The sequence below is a fragment of the Pseudomonas mendocina genome (assembly GCF_900636545.1).
Taxonomy (GTDB): Bacteria; Pseudomonadota; Gammaproteobacteria; order Pseudomonadales; family Pseudomonadaceae; genus Aquipseudomonas; species Aquipseudomonas mendocina.
On record NZ_LR134290.1, the window covers coordinates 2326250 to 2342189 of the forward strand.

General features: G+C 61.8%; 16 protein-coding genes. 4 read left to right on the forward strand and 12 right to left on the reverse strand.

Annotation, left to right across the window (positions count from 1 at the left end; all coding sequences use genetic code 11):
• The first annotated feature begins 71 nt into the window (after positions 1-71).
• On the forward strand, positions 72-2231 hold the full coding sequence (locus EL191_RS10700) for a 3-hydroxyacyl-CoA dehydrogenase NAD-binding domain-containing protein (RefSeq protein WP_041978722.1): 2160 nt from the start codon (positions 72-74) through the stop codon (positions 2229-2231).
• Between the two features lie 51 nt (positions 2232-2282).
• On the opposite strand, the gene EL191_RS10705 is transcribed toward EL191_RS10700, so the two are convergent.
• The 3 genes from EL191_RS10705 to EL191_RS24700 all read right to left on the reverse strand — a co-directional run bounded on the left by EL191_RS10705 (position 2283) and on the right by EL191_RS24700 (position 2954).
• Positions 2283-2549, reverse strand: coding sequence for a PepSY domain-containing protein (locus tag EL191_RS10705; RefSeq protein WP_013715242.1), 267 nt, complete (start codon positions 2547-2549; stop codon positions 2283-2285).
• A 69-nt stretch (positions 2550-2618) separates the two neighbouring features.
• The gene (gene ptrC, locus EL191_RS10710; RefSeq protein WP_013715243.1) at positions 2619-2819 is read right to left on the reverse strand and encodes a type III secretion system co-regulatory protein PtrC; all 201 of its coding nucleotides are present in this window, start codon (positions 2817-2819) and stop codon (positions 2619-2621) included.
• 21 nt (positions 2820-2840) lie between these two features.
• Positions 2841-2954, reverse strand: a complete 114-nt coding sequence (locus EL191_RS24700) for a PA2485 family small membrane protein (protein WP_017360721.1) — start codon at positions 2952-2954, stop codon at positions 2841-2843.
• Positions 2955-3254: 300 nt separating this feature from the next.
• On the opposite strand from EL191_RS24700, the gene EL191_RS10715 reads away from it, so the two are divergent.
• Positions 3255-3980, forward strand: a complete 726-nt coding sequence (locus tag EL191_RS10715; protein WP_041978724.1) for an amidotransferase — start codon at positions 3255-3257, stop codon at positions 3978-3980.
• Positions 3981-4022: 42 nt separating this feature from the next.
• On the opposite strand, the gene EL191_RS10720 is transcribed toward EL191_RS10715, so the two are convergent.
• The 8 genes from EL191_RS10720 to acnB all read right to left on the reverse strand — a co-directional run bounded on the left by EL191_RS10720 (position 4023) and on the right by acnB (position 13044).
• Positions 4023-4265, reverse strand: coding sequence for a hypothetical protein (locus EL191_RS10720; RefSeq protein ID WP_174447356.1), 243 nt, complete (start codon positions 4263-4265; stop codon positions 4023-4025).
• A gap of 10 nt (positions 4266-4275) precedes the next feature.
• Complete coding sequence (locus EL191_RS10725) at positions 4276-4470, reverse strand: hypothetical protein (protein WP_013715246.1); 195 nt, start codon at positions 4468-4470, stop codon at positions 4276-4278.
• A gap of 147 nt (positions 4471-4617) precedes the next feature.
• A complete protein-coding gene (locus EL191_RS10730; RefSeq protein WP_013715247.1) occupies positions 4618-5340 on the reverse strand; it encodes a 1-acylglycerol-3-phosphate O-acyltransferase in 723 nt (240 codons plus the stop codon).
• A 166-nt stretch (positions 5341-5506) separates the two neighbouring features.
• Positions 5507-6730 carry an alanine transaminase gene (gene alaC / locus EL191_RS10735; protein ID WP_041978728.1) on the reverse strand — a complete coding sequence of 408 codons (1224 nt, stop codon included), beginning with the start codon at positions 6728-6730 and terminating at the stop codon, positions 5507-5509.
• A 133-nt stretch (positions 6731-6863) separates the two neighbouring features.
• Positions 6864-8213, reverse strand: a complete 1350-nt coding sequence (locus EL191_RS10740) for a pyridoxal phosphate-dependent decarboxylase family protein (RefSeq protein ID WP_041978730.1) — start codon at positions 8211-8213, stop codon at positions 6864-6866.
• Positions 8214-8358: 145 nt separating this feature from the next.
• Complete coding sequence (locus EL191_RS10745; protein WP_003240990.1) at positions 8359-8937, reverse strand: ANTAR domain-containing response regulator; 579 nt, start codon at positions 8935-8937, stop codon at positions 8359-8361.
• An 18-nt stretch (positions 8938-8955) separates the two neighbouring features.
• Positions 8956-10167, reverse strand: coding sequence for a CmpA/NrtA family ABC transporter substrate-binding protein (locus EL191_RS10750; protein WP_041978734.1), 1212 nt, complete (start codon positions 10165-10167; stop codon positions 8956-8958).
• Between the two features lie 276 nt (positions 10168-10443).
• Positions 10444-13044, reverse strand: coding sequence for a bifunctional aconitate hydratase 2/2-methylisocitrate dehydratase (gene acnB / locus EL191_RS10755; protein WP_041978736.1), 2601 nt, complete (start codon positions 13042-13044; stop codon positions 10444-10446).
• Positions 13045-13601: 557 nt separating this feature from the next.
• Between acnB and EL191_RS10760 the strand changes: the two genes are divergently transcribed.
• Positions 13602-14078: a DUF1289 domain-containing protein gene (locus tag EL191_RS10760; RefSeq protein WP_041978738.1), complete on the forward strand. Its 477-nt coding sequence runs from the start codon at positions 13602-13604 to the stop codon at positions 14076-14078.
• A 64-nt stretch (positions 14079-14142) separates the two neighbouring features.
• Here the strand turns inward: EL191_RS10760 and EL191_RS10765 are convergent, their stop codons facing one another.
• The gene (locus EL191_RS10765; protein WP_041978741.1) at positions 14143-15006 is read right to left on the reverse strand and encodes a universal stress protein; all 864 of its coding nucleotides are present in this window, start codon (positions 15004-15006) and stop codon (positions 14143-14145) included.
• Positions 15007-15163: 157 nt separating this feature from the next.
• Here EL191_RS10765 and miaE point away from each other — a divergent pair, with 157 nt between their 5' ends.
• Positions 15164-15844, forward strand: a complete 681-nt coding sequence (miaE, locus tag EL191_RS10770; protein WP_041978744.1) for a tRNA-(ms[2]io[6]A)-hydroxylase — start codon at positions 15164-15166, stop codon at positions 15842-15844.
• Positions 15845-15940: the final 96 nt, after the last annotated feature.

The window sequence follows — 15940 nt, forward strand, 5'->3', positions numbered from 1 at the left end:
CCGCCATTCGTGTGCTGGCAGGTTGCACCCGCCCTACGCAGCTCCCACAGTTTTGGGAAGAGAAGATAAAAATGACTGACGCTATCCGTTACGAAAAGGGCCAGGACAATATCGTCGTCCTGACCATGGACATGCCCGGCCAGAGCGCCAATACCATGAACGCGGTATATCGCGAGGCCATGGGCCAAATAGTCGATCGTCTGGAAGCGGAAAAGGATTCGATTGCGGGGGTTATCGTCACCTCGGCAAAGAAGACCTTCTTCGCTGGCGGCGACCTCAACGAGCTGATCAAGGTCACCAAGGTCGAGGCTCAAGGCTTCTACCAGATGATCCTGAAGATCAAGGGTCAGCTACGCCGCCTGGAAACCCTCGGTAAGCCGGTGGTTGCTGCCATCAACGGTGCGGCGCTGGGCGGCGGCTGGGAAATCGCCCTGGCCTGTCACCACCGCATCGCCCTTAATGAGAGCCACGTGCAGCTCGGTCTGCCGGAAGTCACCCTGGGTCTGCTGCCAGGCGGTGGCGGGGTGGTGCGTATGGTGCGTCTGCTCGGCCTGGAGAAAGCCCTGCCGTACCTGGCCGAAGGCAAGAAGGTGCGCCCGGATGCGGCGCTCAAGGCAGGCCTGATCCACGACCTGGCCAGCGACCACGATGAGATGCTGACCAAGGCCCGTGCCTGGATCGCCGCCAACCCTGCCGCCAAGCAACCGTGGGACGTGCAAGGCTACAAGATACCCGGTGGCACACCCAGCTCGCCGAACGTGGCGCAGATGCTGGCCATCGCCCCGAGCGTGTTGCGCGACAAGACCAAGGGCTGCTTCCCGGCGCCGGAGAAAATCATGTGCGCGGCGGTTGAGGGGGCGCAGGTCGACTTCGATACCGCGCAGATCATCGAGGCGCGCTACTTCACCGAGCTGACCTGCGGCCAGGTGGCGAAGAACATGATCGGCACCTTCTGGTTCCAGCTCAATGAAATCAATGCCGGCGGCTCGCGCCCACAGGGCTATCCGAAAACCCAGACGAAGAAGGTTGGCGTGCTCGGCGCTGGCATGATGGGCGCCGGTATCGCCTATGTGTCGGCGGCGGCCGGTATCGAGGTGGTGCTCAAGGATGTGTCCGTCGAAGCGGCGGAGAAGGGTAAGAGCTATTCGGCCAAGCTGCTCGACAAGAAAGTCAGCAAGGGCCACATGACGGCCGAGCAGCGCGAGGCTTTCCTGGCGTTGATCACTGCCTCCGACAGTGAGGCGGATTTCGCCGGCTGCGACCTGATCATCGAAGCGGTGTTCGAGGATCGTGCGCTCAAGGGCAAGGTCACTGCCGCCGCCGAAACCGCCGCGCTGAGCGATGCAGTGATCGCTTCCAACACCTCGACGTTGCCGATAACCGGCCTGGCCACTGCCGTGGCCAAACCGGAGAAATTCATCGGCCTGCACTTCTTCAGCCCGGTCGACAAGATGCCTCTGGTGGAGATCATTCGTGGCGAGAAGACCAGTGACGAGACCCTGGCGCGCGGCTTCGACTACGTCATGCAGATCAAGAAGACGCCCATCGTGGTCAACGACAGCCGTGGCTTCTTCACCTCGCGGGTGTTCGGCACCTTCACCAATGAAGGCCTGGCCATGCTCGGTGAAGGCGTCAGCGCGGCCATGATCGAGAACGAGGCGCGCAAGGCCGGCATGCCGGTCGGGCCGCTGGCGATCAGTGACGAAGTGTCGATGAGCCTGATGAACCATATCCGCCAGCAGACCATCAAGGATCTGGCGGCCGAGGGCAAATCCATTCCAGAACACCCGGCCTTTGCCGTGATCGACCTGATGCTGGGTGAATACAAACGCCCGGGCAAAGCGGCGGGCATGGGCTTCTACGACTACCCTGCGGCCGGCGCTCCAGCCAGTGGCAAGAAGTACCTGTGGCCTGAGCTCAAGGCGCGTTTCGAGAAGGCTGATGCGCAAATCGCGCAGGAAGACGTGCGCGACCGCATCCTGTTCATCCAGGCCATCGAGACGGTTCGCTGCGTGGAAGAGGGTGTGCTGAAGTCAGTGGCCGATGCCAATATCGGCTCGATCTTCGGCATCGGCTTCGCAGCCTGGACCGGCGGTGCGCTGCAGTTCATCAACCAGTACGGGGTGAAGGACTTCGTCGCGCGTGCTCAGTACCTGGCCGAGCAGTACGGCGAGCGTTTCCTGCCGCCGGCACTGTTGCTGGAGAAGGCCGCAAGGGGTGACAGGTTCTAACGCCTTGGGTGAATGGAAAACGGCCCGTGAGGGCCGTTTTCGTTGGTGCGGTCAATCGTCGTGATGGTCGTGGGTCACTTCGCCACTCTTGCCGTCGATGCGAAACTCATGGACGCGGCCATCTTTCTTGACCCCTTCACCTTCCCAGTACCCCTTGGCATCGGCCTCGATCTTGTGGATCTCGGAGTACCCGGCTGCGCGAGCCTTGTTCAGAGCATCCTCGATGCTGATCCAGTCACTGCCGGGACGATCGGCGAAGGCATGGCCGCTTAGCAGCAGGCTGCCTGCGATCAGGGCGATCAGATTGCGTGTCTGCATGGTCTGGTTCCTCTTTCCGTTGAAGAAGGCGTCTGAACGACGCCTTGAGGAGTCTAGACCATCGCGATTTCACGCCGCCTGGCACCACCCCTGGCGAATGCACACGGCCTCGTGAATCGCCAGCATCTCGCTGTGACGGGTCGGCATGCGCAAGGTCAGCATGCTGCCGTCGTCGAGTTGCAGGGCCGCTTCGCTTTCGAACTGCAGGCCGCCGTCTTGCAGGTGGACGTAGGTGACGCCGTAGGCGTCCAGGCTGAGTTGGCTGTGCATGGCTGCTCTCCTGTGGGCGTGTCAGCTTGGACGAGTGTCGCGAGCAGCGGCTGCGGCCTGCTCGGGACGAACCGGTGCAGCGGTCTGGAAGGCGGAGGCGGCGGCGAAGCTGGCGAGTGCGGCGTAGATGCTCATGATCGGTTTCCTTCTGTGCGATGAGGGCGACTGCCCGATGTGTCGATATTCCTCGCGCTCTGGCAATCACAGAAGTGAATGGTGTGCATGGTAACTATCGAGGCGGCTGATGGTGATTCGATCCGGCACTGGCGTACGCTTGCGTTGTAAATTTTAATTGACGATCGTTTGAGGCGTTGCACAGGGGGAAGAGCGCGCGAATATGTTTGAAAATCAGGCCCGGCTATTCCTTTGTGCAGGTTCATGTGTTAAGTAAAACGCACAAATCACCCGCACTCCGTGCTCACCACAGGAAACCTCATGTCACTGCGTATCTGCATCCTGGAAACTGACATCCTTCGCCCTGAACTGGTCGACCAGTATCAGGGTTATGGCCACATGTTCGAGCAGCTGTTCGCTCAACAGCCGGTGGCGGCGGAGTTCAGTGTCTACAACGTGGTGGAGGGGCATTACCCGCCCGATAGCGAGAAGTTCGATGCCTATCTGGTGACTGGCAGCAAGGCCGACTCCTTTGGCAGTGAGCCCTGGATTCAAACGCTCAAGGAATACCTGCTGGAGCGCTACAAGCGTGGCGACAAGCTGCTGGGCATTTGCTTTGGTCATCAGCTATTGGCGTTGCTGCTGGGCGGCAAGGCCGAGCGCGCAGAGCAGGGCTGGGGTGTCGGCGTACACAGTTACCGCCTGCAGAGCAAACCCGAGTGGATGAGCCCGGCGCTGGACGAACTGCAACTGCTGATCAGTCATCAGGACCAGGTTACCCGTCTGCCGGAGAAGGCGACGCTACTGGCTTCCAGCGATTTCTGCCCGATTGGCGCCTACCATATCGAAGATCAGGTGCTGTGTTTCCAGGGGCATCCCGAGTTCGTCCATGATTATTCGCGTGCGTTGCTCGACCTGCGCCAGCAGCATCTTGGTGAGCAGATCTACCAGCAGGGTGTGGACAGCCTCAAACACTCGCAGCAAGGCAATGCCGTTGCCGAGTGGATGATGCGCTTCGTGGCGCAGGGCAAGGAAGCCAAGGCCTGAGCCTGATTCGAGTCATGAAAAAGCCCGGTTAACCGGGCTTTTTCATGCGTGTTCGACTGGTACGAAGTAGGGCGAGAGGGATTCGCTCCGGTTCGGTGGCGGGCTGCTGCGCTGGCGCTTGAGGCCTTCGGCAAGGTCCAGATGATGGGCCAGCTTATGGCTGCACTCGATATTGCGCGCCACAGCGCTGGCGGAGCTTTTGCCAATACCGCTGAGCGCCAGCAGAGTCGTGAGCAGAGACAGGCTGGCCAGTAGCAGCAGGCGGCTGCGTTGGCTTCTGATCATGATCATTGACTCAGCCCAACGCGATGGCGCGGAGCAGGGTGGGCAATTGGCTGGTCAGGCTATGCAGCGGGCCCGGCTGTTCGAAGGCCGGGACGCTGCGCTGCAAGGTGGCGTAGCTCAGGACCAGCACCGTGGAGGTGCTAATCAGATACAGGCCGATGGCGGCGAGGGCGCCGTTACGGGCGGCTTGGGAGAGGCGGGACATGTTCTGTGCTCCAGGTCAGGAGTTGGCGTGGGCACAGAATCGCCTAAGTCATTTCGATTGAATAATGGATGCTCTGCAGAGTAACTATCGATCGATTTGATGATTGGTGTGGGTTGCCATTTCACGCCGGCAACCCGGCGCGCTCACTTAAGCGGCGGCCAGCTCCTGATCCATGCTGGCGATGCACTCGCTCATGGCCTGCTGGCAACGTTCGATCAGCGCGGGCATGTCGTCCAGGCTCAGGCCCGCCGTAGGGATCGCCGGCAGCGAGCGAATCAGGATATGTCCGCTGTTCCAGCGATTCAGGCGCATGGCCTGGCTGTAGTTGCTCACGCATACCGGAATGATCGGCACGCCGGCGGTTATCGCCATCTGGAATGCCCCTTTCTTGAACGGCAGCAGGCCGCGGCCTAGGTTGCGCGTACCTTCGGGGAACACCCAGATCGAGGTATCACGGTGACGCAGGGTTTCGGTGGTGGTGAGCATCGCGCGTTTGGCCGCTGCGGCATTACTGCGGTCGATCAGCACATTGCCGGCGAGCCAGTACAACTGGCCGAAGAACGGTACCCATTTGAGGCTCTTCTTGCCGATGCTTACGGTACGTTCCGGCACCACGCGGCCTAGCACATAGAGATCGAAGTTGGACTGGTGGTTGGCGATGATCACGCAGGAGCGCTGATGCTCCAGCAGTGGACGTACATCGGTCTTGAGTTTCAGGCGCAGCAGGCGCAGGGCGGGCAGCGAATAGAGGCGTGCGCACAGGCGGCTGTTATCAGGGTTGAAGGGACGGCACAGGCCGAGCAGCAGACCGAGCAAGCCGGCCACGATGAAATGCACGCCCATCAACAGCATGCGCAAAACGAAGAGCATTTGGGGAAACCATCAGGGAGGGGCGCGCAGTGTACGGACGTTCACTTTGTCCGGCAATTATCCAAAACTACCGCTCAGCCTGGGCTAACGTCCCTAATTGTCGCAGAACTTGTCAGTTCCCCGTGGCGTAAAGAAAAGGGCGCCTGACGGCGCCCTCGGTGATCGCTCACTCGGCCTTGGCCGGCTTGCCCGGCAGCAAGCCATCGGCGCGGAACATCGCCTTGATGCCGCGCAGTGCCTGGCGGCTGCGGTCCTGGTTCTCGATCAGGGCGAAGCGCACGTGGTCGTCGCCATAGTCACCAAAACCCAGGCCCGGCGAGACGCAGACCTTGGCCTCCGCCAGCAGCTTCTTGGCGAACTCCAGTGAACCAAGATGAGCATAGGCGTCGGGAATCTTGGCCCAGATGTACATCGAGGCCTTGGGCTTTTCCACCATCCAGCCGATCTCGTGCAGGCCCTTGACCAGCAGGTTGCGGCGTTGGCGGTACTGCTCGGCGATATCCAGTACGCACTGCTGGTCGCCTTCCAGCGCGGCGATGGCCGCCACCTGAAGGGGGGTGAAGGTGCCGTAGTCGTGGTAGCTCTTGATCCGTGCCAGGGCGCTGACCAGCTCGGGGTTGCCGACCATGAAGCCGATCCGCCAGCCGGCCATGTTGTAGCTCTTGGACAGGGTGAAGAACTCCACCGCGATGTCCTTGGCGCCCGGCACCTGCATGATCGACGGCGCCTTCCAGCCGTCGTAGACGATGTCGGCGTAGGCCAGATCGTGCACCACCAGTACGTCGTACTGTTTGGCCAGGGTTACCACGCGCTCGAAGAAGTCCAGCTCCACGCATTGGGCGGTGGGGTTGGAGGGGAAGCCGAGGATCATCATTTTCGGCTTGGGGATCGACTCGCGAATAGCCCGTTCCAGCTCGGCGAAGAAGTCCACGCCCGGCACCAGCGGTACGGAGCGCACCTGAGCGCCGGCGATCACCGCGCCGTAGATGTGGATCGGGTAGCTGGGGTTGGGCACCAGCACGGTATCGCCGTGGTCCAGGGTAGCCAGCATCAGGTGCGCCAGGCCTTCCTTGGAACCGATGGTGACGATGGCTTCGCTTTCCGGATCGATCTCCACGTCGTAGCGGTCCTTGTACCAGCGCGAGATGGCGCGGCGCAGGCGGGGAATACCGCGGGAGGTGGAGTATCCGTGGGTGTCTTCACGCTGGGCGACTTGCACGAGCTTTTCGACGATGTGCGGCGGGGTCGCACCGTCGGGGTTGCCCATGGAGAAGTCGATGATGTCCTCGCCGCGACGGCGTGCGGCCATCTTCAGTTCGGCGGTGATGTTGAAGACGTAGGGGGGGAGACGATCGATGCGCGCAAAGCGGCGCTTGGCGTTCTCAGCCATGATTTCCTCGGATACGTAAGCGCCCGGAACCGTCCGAGCGACGTTGGCCACAGGTGTGGCCGGCGCTAAAGATAAGGGCTGCCGAACTGCGCTGTCCAGCGCAGTTGCAGGCGAAAACAGCGAATCAGTCGCTTCAGCTCAACTCATCTTTCAAACGCAGTAGCAAGGCGCCCAGTGCCTCCACATCGGCGTCTTCGGTGCGCCAGGAGCAGAGGCTCAGGCGAAAGGCGGGGCGGCCCTGCCAGACGGTCGGGCCGAACCAGACTTCGCCAGATGCCTGGGCTGCTTGGCGAATGGCGATGGTCTGTTCGTCCGTATCGCCACGCACCAATACCTGGTTCAGCACAACCCGGTTCAGTACCTGATAGCCGGCGTTGCGCAGTGTGCTGGCCAGCTCTTCAGCCTGGCGGATATGGCGGTCGATCATCGCTTGCAGGCCGGTGCGGCCCAGGTTGGCCAGGGCCGCCCAGATGGCGATGCCACGGGCGCGACGAGAGAACTCCAGTGTCAGGTTCTTCTGCGCATCCTTGCTTGCCGAGGCGTAGGCCGCATCGCTGTTCATCGCGGCGGCCAGTGCATCGGCGTCACGGCAGATCGCCATGGCACTGTCGTAGGGGGTGTTCAGCCACTTGTGTCCATCGGTCGTCCAGCTATCTGCCAGTTCGACGCCCTCGAGCAAATGCGCTGAGGATGAGGCGCGTGCCCATAGGCCGAATGCGCCATCGACATGCACCCAGGCGTTAGCCGCGCGGGCGATGGCAATCAGTTCGGCAAAACGGTCGAACTCGCCGGTATTGACCTCTCCGGCCTGCAATATCAGTAGCGAACGTTCATCCAGTTCAGGGAGCCGGGCCGGGTCTATACGCCCGTACTGGTCCACTGGCGCATAGTGCAGGTGGTTCATGCCGAAGCCGAGCACGCGCAGCGCTTTCTTCACCGTGATGTGTGCCGTTTCTGCGAGTACGACGCGGATCTGCGGTGCGCCGAGTAATCCGTCACCATCGAAATCCCAGCCCTGGCGAGCCAGTAGCACGCGCCGTGCGGCAGAAATACAGGCCAGGGTGCAGGCAGTTGCACTGGTGCCAAACCCCACGGCGCTCTGATCCGGTAGCCCCAGCGCTTGGCAGACCCAGCGTCCGGCAATTTTCTCCAGTCGATCAGCGACTGGCGAGTTGTCGAAGGACGAGGCGCATTGATCCCAGGCCAGTACCAGGCGTTCCGCAGCTGCTGCCACTGGCAGCGTCGCGCCGATGACGAAGCCGAAGTAACGTGCGGCATTACTCGCCACGGTGGCTGGTGAGCCAATTTCGTCGAGCTGGCAAAGTACCTGATCGGCAGCATGGCCTTGCTCCGGCAGGGGCTGGTCGAAGGTGGCCAGGGCGGCGATGGCTGAGGCGTCGGGGAAGATCCGGCGGGTGGTAATGCCGTCCAGGTAGGCCAGGGCGCGGCGGTCGGCTTCGGCCAGCAGGTCGTGTTCGGTCATGAGGAAGTCCTCGGCTAGGGGCTGTCTACCCTAGCCGAGCCCAGCAGAGCGCGGCATACACAGGCGCCAGCGAAGGCGGCTGCAACAGTTGCCCGAGTGATACAGTCCGTACCGATACAGTGAACTGTTTCAGCGGTACAGTTGCTCAGCCGCCGAGCATGTCATGCATCGCAATGATCTGTTCGGCCACCTGGATCAATTTCTGCTGGCGACTCATGGCCTGGCGGCGCATCAGGGTATAGGCCTCTTCTTCGTTGCAGCTCTTCATCTTCATCAACAGGCCCTTTGCCAGTTCCACACGCTTGCGTTCGGCCAACTGTGCGTCGCGCGCCTGCAGCTGCGCGCGCAGCGCCTGGTCGCTCTCGAAGCGGGCCATGGCCACGTCGAGAATGGGCTGCAGGCGCTGGGCATGGATGCCCTCGACGATGTAGGCGCTGACCCCGCTCTGGATCGCCTGGCGCATCACGCCGGGGTCGTGTTCGTCGGTGAACATCACGATGGGCCGTGGTTGGTCGCGGCTGACCAGTACTACCTGCTCCATGACGTCGCGGCCGGGCGACTCGGTGTCGATCAGGATCACATCGGGGCGTACCGCCTCGACGCGTTCGGGCAGGTCGATGGTCAGGCCAGATTCGTCGATCACCTCGAAGCCGGCCTCGATCAGCGCGCTTTTCAGGCGACCGACCTTCTTTGGGGTGTCGTTGATCAGGAGGATACGCAGCATCGATGGCTCTCCCGGCTATTACAGGGTGACAGCCGGGCTTTCGGCCAGGGCGTGCAGGCGGAAGCTGCGGGCATAGGCTGCCGGGTTGCTGCCGTCCCAGCAACTGCCGTCCTGCAGGATAGAGCTGCGCATTTCGCCCGGCACGACGATGTCCAGAGCCGTTGCCGCCTCCCGATACAGCGCCAGTTGCTGAACCTGGCGGGCCACTGCCAGGTAGTCGGGATCGCTGCGCAGCAGGCCCCAGCGGCGGAACTGGGTCATGAACCACATGCCATCGGACAGGTACGGCTGATTGACCAGGCCACCGGCGTGAAAGCGCAGTGGGTGCTCGTCCAGCCAGGCGTGCCCCAGGCCGTCCTGGTACTGGCCGAGAAAGCGTGGGCTGATTGCCGACAGCGGTGCATCGACATAGTCGCTGCCACTGAGCAGTTGCGTAGTGCTGCGCTTGTTCTCTTCGCTTTCGTCGATGAAACGCGCTGCTTCGAGCACCGCCATGATCAGTGCGCGGGCGGTGTTGGGGTTCTGCTCGGCGAAGGCGCGGGTGCAACCCAGTACCTTTTCCGGGTGATCCGGCCAGATTGCCTGGATAGTGGTCAGGGTGCAGCCGAGCTGTTCATCGACGGCCTTGGCGGTCCAGGGTTCGCCGACGCAGAAACCGTCGATGCGCCCGGCTTTAAGGTGTTCGATCATCTGCGGTGGTGGGACCACCACGCTGTCGACATCGCGCAAGGGATGAATGCCCTGGCTGGCCAGCCAGTAATACAGCCACATGGCATGAGTGCCGGTGGGGAAGGTCTGGGCGAAGGTCAGGCGTGCTTCATGTTGGTGCACATGCTTGCGCAGTGCCTCGCCGCTGGTCACGCCCGCGGCCTGCAGCGAGTGCGAGAGGTTGATGCTCTGGCCGTTCTGGTTCAATCCCATGAGTACAGCCATGTCGGTGGCTGAGCCAACACCGAGGCCCAGCTGTACGCCGTAGATCAGCCCGTAGAGGCTGTGCGCGGCATCCAGCTCGCCACTGAGCAGGCGATCACGCAGGCCGGCCCAGGACGACTGGCGATGCAGCCTGATGCTGAGTCCGTATTTCTCGGCGAAGCCCTGGGTGGCGGCAACGATCACCGAGGCCGAATCGCTCAGGGCCATGAAGCCGATGTTCAGCACGCTCTTCTCCGGGGCGTTGCTGCCCCAGGCCCAGGACAGGGCATCGTCGCGAGGGGTGTCGTGTTCGCTCATGCTGCTTTCCTTAACGTCACGCAAAACGTTGGCCGGCCGTCGCTGGCCCATAAAAAACGTCGCACTGGATTGCGGGGCCGAGCGGTCCCGAATCGAGTGCGACGCCGTTGTCGCAGAGGCCGGTTCCGTTGTTGGACAGGCCGTTTGCCTGTAACGAAGCAAGGCATATGCCACACGGCAGGCATCAGGAGCGGTGAGCACTTGGACGATTCGAAACGGTGCGATGACGCATAAAAAAGCCCCGCACTAGGCGGGGCTCCTTTCACGACGCTGCGATCAGGCTTGAACGACCGGGATCTTGGCGTTGGCCGCGGCTTCACGGAAGTCAGCGATCTGGTCGAAGCTCAGGTAGCGGTAGATGTCGCCAGACATGCTGTCGATATCCTTCGCATAGGCCATGTACTCCTCGACGGTCGGCAGCTTGCCGATAATCGAAGCGACCGCAGCCAGTTCGGCAGAGGCCAGGTACACGTTGGCGCCATCGCCCAGGCGGTTCGGGAAGTTACGGGTCGAGGTCGAGACCACGGTGGAGTTGGCAGCCACACGTGCCTGGTTACCCATGCACAGCGAGCAGCCCGGCATTTCCATGCGTGCACCGGCCTTGCCGTAGATACCGTAGTAGCCTTCTTCGGTCAGCTGGTGGGCGTCCATCTTGGTCGGCGGCGACAGCCACAGACGAGTCGGGATACCACCTTTGACCTTGTCCAGCAGCTTACCGGCAGCGCGGAAGTGACCGATGTTGGTCATGCACGAACCGATGAACACTTCGTCGATCTTGTCGCCGGCCACGGTGGACAGCAGACGGGCATCGTCCGGGTCGTTCGGGGCGCACAGTACCGGCTCGTTGAGCTGGCTCAGGTCGATTTCGATGATTTCGGCGTACTCGGCGTCCTTGTCGGCTTCCATCAGTACCGGGTTGGCCAGCCAGGCTTCCATCGCCTGAGCACGACGCTCCAGGGTGCGGGCATCGCCATAGCCTTCGCTGATCATCCAGCGCAGCAGGGTGATGTTGGACTTCAGGTACTCGGCGATTGCTGCTTCCGGCAGTTTGATGGTGCAACCGGCAGCCGAACGTTCTGCGGAGGCGTCGGACAGCTCGAACGCCTGCTCGACGGTCAGGTTGTCCAGGCCTTCGATCTCGAGGATGCGGCCGGAGAAGATGTTCTTCTTGCCTTTCTTCTCGACGGTCAGCAGACCTTTCTGGATGGCGTAGTAGGGGATGGCGTGGACCAGGTCACGCAGGGTGATACCCGGTTGCATCTTGCCCTTGAAGCGCACCAGAACCGATTCCGGCATGTCCAGCGGCATCACGCCGGTGGCGGCGGCGAAGGCCACCAGGCCGGAGCCGGCCGGGAAGGAAATACCGATCGGGAAGCGGGTGTGCGAGTCGCCACCGGTGCCGACGGTATCCGGCAGCAGCATGCGGTTCAGCCAGCTGTGGATGATGCCGTCGCCCGGACGCAGGGACACGCCGCCACGGGTGCGGATGAAATCCGGCAGGGTGTGGTGGGTGGTGACGTCGATCGGCTTCGGATAAGCAGCGGTGTGGCAGAAGGACTGCATCACCAGGTCGGCGGAGAAGCCCAGACACGCAAGGTCTTTCAGCTCGTCGCGGGTCATCGGGCCGGTGGTGTCCTGGGAGCCGACGGTGGTCATCTTCGGTTCGCAGTAGGTGCCTGGACGGACGCCTTCGACGCCGCAGGCCTTGCCGACCATCTTCTGTGCCAGGGTGAAGCCCTTGCCGCTGTCAGCCGGCTGCTCCGGCTTCTTGAACAGATCGGAGGAACCCAGGCCCAGTTCGGCGCGCGCCTTCTCGGTCAGGCCGCGGCCGACGATCAGCGGGATACGGCCGCCAGCGCGGACTTCGTCGAGCAGCACCGGGGTCTTCAGTTCGAAGGTGGTGATGACTTCGTCGGTGCCGTGCTTGCAGACTTTGCCCGCGTGCGGGTAGACGTCGATCACGTCGCCCATGTTGATGTTCGATACGTCGAACTCGATCGGCAGGGCGCCGGCGTCTTCCATGGTGTTGTAGAAGATCGGGGCGATCTTGGTGCCGAAGCAGAAACCGCCAGCGCGCTTGTTCGGAACGTACGGAATGTCGTCGCCGAAGAACCACAGGACTGAGTTGGTGGCGGACTTACGCGAGGAACCGGTACCGACCACGTCACCGACGTAGGCGACCGGGAAGCCTTTGGCCTTGATCTCTTCGATCTGCTTCAGCGGGCCGATGGCGCCTTGCTGCTCAGGGACGATGCCGTCGCGAGCCATTTTCAGCATGGCCAGGGCGTGCAGCGGGATGTCAGGACGCGACCAGGCGTCCGGGGCAGGGGACAGGTCGTCGGTGTTGGTTTCGCCAGGCACCTTGAATACGGCCAGGCTGTACTTCTCGGCGATGGCCGGCTTGTTGGTGAACCACTCGCCGTCGGCCCAGGATTGCATGACGGCCTTGGCGTTGGCATTGCCGGCCTTGGCTTTCTCGGCGACGTCGTGGAAGGCGTCGAACATCAGCAGGGTGTGCTTGAGTTGTTCGGCAGCGACGGTGCCCAGGGTGGCGTCGTCCAGCAGCTCGACCAGGGTAGCGATGTTGTAGCCGCCCTGCATGGTGCCCAGCAGCTCGACAGCGCGTTGCTTGCTGATCAGCGGGGAAGTGGCTTCGCCCTTGGCAACGGCAGAGAGGAAACCGGCCTTGACGTAGGCAGCTTCGTCAACACCTGGCGGTACGCGGTTGGTGATCAGATCCAGCAGGAATTCTTCTTCGCCAGCCGGCGGGTTCTTCAGCAGCTCGACCAGGCCTGCGGTTTGTTCGGCGTTCAGCGGCTGGGGCACGATACCCTGAGCGGCACGCTCTGCTACGTGTTTGCGATAGGCTTCAAGCACAGTTATTACCCTCATCAGTGGTCCCAAAGGGTTGTCCGGGACGCGATCCAGATACCCACGAACCAGGCGCTTTTCGACTTTATGAGCCGAGCAGCCGAGGTTTCATGAGTCTCTTGTAGAAGCTGCTTTCAAAGTTTTACGCCGGCAGGACGGTTTCTGATGAGGGCGGGCGCAGAGACTCGGGGGGACTCCGAGTGGCTGCGCCGTCATCGTACCTGCAGGATCGACTGTGCTCGTGACGCTTTGAAAACAGCTTCCAACGGACATTGGCGCCTTAAAAGGCGGGCCGATTCTAATGGAAAGTGCGAATAAAGTTAAGCCGATCTCCTTGTCGCGGCAGCTTGCTGAAAAGGATTGGCAGGCAAGCCAAGATCGGTGGCGGCCCGGCAAAAACAGCCAAAAAAGCGCGGTTTCGCTGCTTTAAATAAGCATTTTGAGGCCGTTTTTAACGCGCTAGTGCCAGCGCAGGTTGTTTTCAGTGGTCTGTCGGCAGGGGTGATCTGGATTAGACAAAGGGCTAAGATGCCAGGCCGTTTTGCTGTTTATGTTGTTTCGCCATGTCCAATCAGCGCATCAAGACGCCCTGCGTGGGTTTGTGTTCGACCGTTTACGGCGATGTCGTGTGCCGCGGTTGCAAGCGCTTCCATCACGAGGTGATCAACTGGAACAGCTATAACGACGATGAAAAGCGTGCCGTCTGGACGCGTCTGGAGGTGCTGCTGGTGCAGGTTATGACGGCCAAGGTCGAGGTGTTCGACGAGCAGCGCCTGCGGCAGCAGCTGGAGCAGCGGCAGATTCGCTTCGTGCCACAACAGTCGCCGTATTGCTGGGCCTATCAACTGATCGCCAGGGGCGCGCGGGTGATCAATCAGTTGGAGGCCTACGGCATGGTGCTGCTGCCGGAGTTTCGCAACTGGCCGCTGCCCGAGCTGCGCGATGCCATCGACAGGGAATTTTTCCTGCTCTCCGAGGCGCACTACGAGCGCTACATCGCGCCGAAATTTCTACGTGAAGGTCTCGAGCTGCGGGTGTAGTCGGTCCTTTGAGAAAAAAGAAAATGCCGCTCCTTTAGAGCGGCATTTTCGTTTCAGGTGCGGGTCAGCGCTGCGCCACCAGTTCCTCGAGGTGGGCGATGATTTCGTCCGGCTTGAGCACCAGTACGTCACTTTCCAGCGCATCGAGAATGACTTCTGCGGTATTGCCGATCAGGGCGCCGGATAGCCCGGTGCGCGCTACGGTGCCGATCACCGTGACCGCAGCATCGAGCTGGTGAGCGACCTGTGGAATCACCACGTCGGCAGGGCCTTCGAGCACATGCAGGCGCTCGTCGCTGATGTCGTACTCGGCCTGAAAGCTGCGGCACTGTTCGCGGTAGCGGGCCTCGATGGTTTCCTTGAGCTGGAAGGTCGGGTCGGCTGCCGACAACATTGGCGTCGGGTGGGCGGTGGTCACGTGCAGCGTGCCCTTGGCCAGGCCGGCGATATCGTAGCCATGGCTGATGATGCCGGCATGCAGGGTGCGGTGCTCGCCATCGGCGTTACCAACGTCCACTGCGGCGAGGATGGTGCCGCCGGTCCAGGGGCGTTCGGTCTTGACCATCAGCACCGGGCCTGGGCAATAACGCAGCAACTTCCAGTCCTCGGGGGTGAGGATGGCTTTCTTCAGCGGGTTGTCCGGCAGATGCTGCTTGATCACCAGGCCACAGCCCTCGGCCTGCTGCACGGCGATGATGGTCTGGTGCTGGCTGTCATGCCAGGACTGCTGGGTGGAGACGCTGAAACCTTCCCCGGTGAGGCTGCTGCTGAGGTCGCTTAGCCACGCGCTGTGGTCGCCTTTCTTGTCGCATACCAGCAGGTGCAGGTGCGACTGGGTGACTCCAGCTATCAGTTTTGCCCGCTTCAGCGCGAGGCCTTCGGGGTGCTGGGGTTCCATCACCACCAGAATGCTACGGATCGCTTGCATGGTCGTCTCCCTGAGAGTGAATAGCGCTTATCCAACTATAGGTGCGTCATTACCAGCAGCTTCTTGACCTGTATCAACGGCGTGCTGGTCGTCCGGCTTGCCACTCGTATAATGGCCCGCCATTTCCAACCTCGCCAGCACCGAGAGCGCTTCAAATATGATGTCAAATGCCCAGCATGTTCCGAGCAATGGTGAGGAATCTGTCACGATCCTGCAGGAAATTCTCGAGTTTCTCGGCGGCGTTGCCACTCCCGATGCCTGGCTGGAAGAGGCCCTGCGCCAGCAAGAGATTCTTCTACTCGACCACCGCAACCTGGAATACAAGGCAGCGCAGACGGCCCTGAGCCTGATGGGGCGCTACCTGACTAAGACCGAATTGACCGCGAGAATGTCGCGTTTGGCCCGTGAGGAGCTGGTGCACTTCGAGCAGGTGAGCAAGATCATCCGCGGGCGCGGTATCGAGGTTCGCCATGTTTCCGCCTCGCGTTACGCCGCAGGGTTGCGTGCACTGCTACGCGGTGGCGAAGTGGAGCGCCTGGTGGATGTGTTGGTGGTTGGCGCGTTCATCGAGGCGCGCTCCTGCGAGCGCTTCGCGGCGCTGGTACCGCGCCTGGATGCCGAGCTGGCCAAGTTCTACGCCGGATTGCTGGAGAGTGAAGGGCGCCACTATCGGGGTTATCTCAAGCTCGCCTATTTGTATGGCGATGCGGCCGATGTGGATGCGCGTATCGAGGTGGTGCGTGCGGTGGAGCGGGAACTGATTACCTCGCCGGACGAGCAGTTCCGTTTCCATAGTGGTGTGCCTGCAGAAAGCAGCCGCGAAGCGGTTTTCCAATAATTGTAGGAGCGGCTTCAGCCGCGAACGCGGAGACAGTGGCCTTCGCGGCTGAAGCGGAGTGCCGCCCAGCCGCTCCTACAAGGTCAGTTCGAGTCG

Excerpts from the sequence above, each read along its gene's own strand:
- EL191_RS10745 (WP_003240990.1), bottom strand. The coding sequence starts at position 8,937 with ATGCTGCGTATCCTCCTGATCAACGACACCCCAAAGAAGGTCGGTCGC.
- EL191_RS10705 (WP_013715242.1), bottom strand. The coding sequence starts at position 2,549 with ATGCAGACACGCAATCTGATCGCCCTGATCGCAGGCAGCCTGCTGCTA.
- EL191_RS10700 (WP_041978722.1), top strand. The coding sequence starts at position 72 with ATGACTGACGCTATCCGTTACGAAAAGGGCCAGGACAATATCGTCGTC.
- EL191_RS24700 (WP_017360721.1), bottom strand. The coding sequence starts at position 2,954 with ATGAGCATCTACGCCGCACTCGCCAGCTTCGCCGCCGCCTCCGCCTTC.
- EL191_RS10765 (WP_041978741.1), bottom strand. The coding sequence starts at position 15,006 with ATGCAAGCGATCCGTAGCATTCTGGTGGTGATGGAACCCCAGCACCCC.
- alaC (WP_041978728.1), bottom strand. The coding sequence starts at position 6,730 with ATGGCTGAGAACGCCAAGCGCCGCTTTGCGCGCATCGATCGTCTCCCC.
- EL191_RS10730 (WP_013715247.1), bottom strand. The coding sequence starts at position 5,340 with ATGCTCTTCGTTTTGCGCATGCTGTTGATGGGCGTGCATTTCATCGTG.
- EL191_RS10715 (WP_041978724.1), top strand. The coding sequence starts at position 3,255 with ATGTCACTGCGTATCTGCATCCTGGAAACTGACATCCTTCGCCCTGAA.
- EL191_RS10740 (WP_041978730.1), bottom strand. The coding sequence starts at position 8,213 with ATGACCGAACACGACCTGCTGGCCGAAGCCGACCGCCGCGCCCTGGCC.
- EL191_RS10750 (WP_041978734.1), bottom strand. The coding sequence starts at position 10,167 with ATGAGCGAACACGACACCCCTCGCGACGATGCCCTGTCCTGGGCCTGG.
- EL191_RS10760 (WP_041978738.1), top strand. The coding sequence starts at position 13,602 with ATGTCCAATCAGCGCATCAAGACGCCCTGCGTGGGTTTGTGTTCGACC.
- EL191_RS10720 (WP_174447356.1), bottom strand. The coding sequence starts at position 4,265 with ATGATCAGAAGCCAACGCAGCCGCCTGCTGCTACTGGCCAGCCTGTCT.
- ptrC (WP_013715243.1), bottom strand. The coding sequence starts at position 2,819 with ATGCACAGCCAACTCAGCCTGGACGCCTACGGCGTCACCTACGTCCAC.
- miaE (WP_041978744.1), top strand. The coding sequence starts at position 15,164 with ATGATGTCAAATGCCCAGCATGTTCCGAGCAATGGTGAGGAATCTGTC.
- EL191_RS10725 (WP_013715246.1), bottom strand. The coding sequence starts at position 4,470 with ATGTCCCGCCTCTCCCAAGCCGCCCGTAACGGCGCCCTCGCCGCCATC.